Origin of the sequence: Vibrio sp. V12_P9A6T4 (assembly GCF_963874835.1) — a bacterium.
Taxonomy (GTDB): Bacteria; Pseudomonadota; Gammaproteobacteria; order Enterobacterales; family Vibrionaceae; genus Vibrio; species Vibrio anguillarum.
Window position 1 is genome coordinate 1 of sequence record NZ_CAWNJO010000029.1, and the last position, 2151, is coordinate 2151.

General features: G+C 40.1%; 1 protein-coding gene. It reads right to left on the minus strand.

Annotated elements, in window-relative coordinates; genetic code table 11:
* Positions 1 to 1193: 1193 nt before the first annotated feature.
* Complete coding sequence (locus AACQ42_RS01410; RefSeq protein ID WP_017046133.1) at positions 1194 to 1850, minus strand: QnrVC family quinolone resistance pentapeptide repeat protein; 657 nt, start codon at positions 1848 to 1850, stop codon at positions 1194 to 1196.
* Between the last annotated feature and the right edge of the window lie 301 nt (positions 1851 to 2151).

The window sequence follows — 2151 nt, forward strand, 5'->3', positions numbered from 1 at the left end:
GAGCCCTAACGCCCGGCTAAGGGGTTAGAAACGCACCGCCGAACCCAAAAAACACACTGTAAACACTAAACTTCAATTTTGCACTAAAGTCGCCAAGCGTTGGCAATCCATTTTGAGCCGTTTGTTATGCAAATTCAATAAGATAAACTGACTTTACTCGATCAAAAACCACAATTGCAATGGTTGAGTGATTCAAGAATCAGCCCAAGCAAGAACTGTGATAAATAAGCCGCCAAAACAAAGCCCACCTTGCAGCAACAAACCAAGCTTTTGAACCAGACAAACTCAACAAGCAAGACTTTCAGCAAGCACAAAATGCTCGATAAACTTGCCCTTTCTACACTTTGCGCCCGCTGAATTGACAACAAACCAGCACCAAAACTCATTAAGGCAAACAAAGAACCTTGCCTGTTTTACGGCTTGAGTTCACCACGAATTTTAGGGTAAAAATGCTCATTTGCCGACAACACAAAACGAATGGCCGGAGAAATCTAAAAAGATTGAACCCCTAAATTTACCTGAGTTGCATAACGCCCGGTTAAGGGGCTGACAACGCAAAACACTGAACTCAAAATAACAACCGTAATCACAAAGGCCGATTTGAACAAAAACCGCCACGCGTTGGCAGTCCCTCTTTAACCGTTTGTTATGCAAATTCAATAAGATAAACTGACTTTACTCGATCAAAAGCCACGATTGCAATGGTTGAGTGATTCAAGAACCAACCCAAGCAAGAACTGTGATAAATTAGCCGCCAAAACAAAGTCCACCTTTCAACAACAAACCAAGCTTTTGAATTAGACAAACTCACCGAGCAAGACTTTCAGCAAGTACGAAATAATCGAATAACTTGCTCTTTCCACACTTTGCGCACGCTAAATTGACAACAAACCAGCACTAAAACTGATTGAGGCAAACCAAGAACCTTGCTTGTTTTACGGTTTGAGTTAGCCAAGAATTTGAAGGTAAAAATGCCCATTTGCCGACAACACAAAACGAATAGCCGGAGAAATCCCAAAAGATTGAACCCCTAAATTTACCTGAGTTGCATAACGCCCGGCTAAGGGGTTGACAACGCACCGCCGAACTCAAAAAAAACACTGTAAACACTGAACTTCAATTTTGCACTAAAGCCGCCACGCGTTGGCAATCCCTCTTGAGCCGTTTGTTATGTGCGTAGCCGAGTCTTGCGCTTAGTCAGGAACAATGATTACCCCTAATTGCTCCAGTAACTGCTCCTGTTGCCACGAGCATATTTTTACACCTGTAAGATCAATCTTTCGAGGATCTAAACCATAAAGCTCTGAATGACTTAAATCACAGCCTTGTACTCTAAACTGTTCCCAGCAGTCTTCCGAAAAAACGCCACGACTTAAATCTGATTCTTTAAATGAAGCACCTCGAAGATTTGCACCAATCCATCTATTTTCGAACAGGTCACATTTTTCAATAAGCTGCTGCTCTAAATTGGCATAGGATAAGTTACAACCTGTTATGTATGCAGAGCAAAAGTACATTTTATTCGAAACCTGATTTACAAAACTAACTTGGCTAAAATTTGCGCCTTTAAGATCGCAATCTCTCAGTTCAATACCAAAGCAATTTGCCCCCTTAAAATGGGACATTGAAAGCTGACAATCTTTAAATGAAGCATCTCGAAGATCAGCATAAGAAAAATCGCACCCTTCTAGTGCCCCCTGCTCTATGAAAGTACAGTTAATGAACTGTGTATCTCGAAGGTTTGAGCGCTTAAAATTACAATGTATAAAAGTACAATTGCTAAAGATATATTCTTGCAAGTCCTGATGTGAGAAGTTCACTTGATTATATGATTGCTTTGATTTTTCCATGCTGTAGCTCCAAAAACATTTGATGTGAAGACTACCATTTACCTGAAAGTTCTCAACAAAAACAAAACCAGCAAAAACAGACACTTAAAACACCCAATTTTAGCCAAAATAAGGTATCAAAACGGCATTCTAAAGGGGGCTAATTCAAAACAACCGATGCGGCTAGCTAGAAAAAAGTTTTAGTGAATCTGGCGGGTTTTAGAAAAAAAGCACATAACGCTATCTATACAACAAAATGCGACCTAATTTACCACGCTACCGCCACTTATCATGAACGTTGATAATTAGAAATCTATCATAT

Bases quoted from the DNA above. Each gene is read 5' to 3' on its own strand.
- AACQ42_RS01410 (WP_017046133.1), bottom strand. From the start codon at position 1,850: ATGGAAAAATCAAAGCAATCATATAATCAAGTGAACTTCTCACATCAG.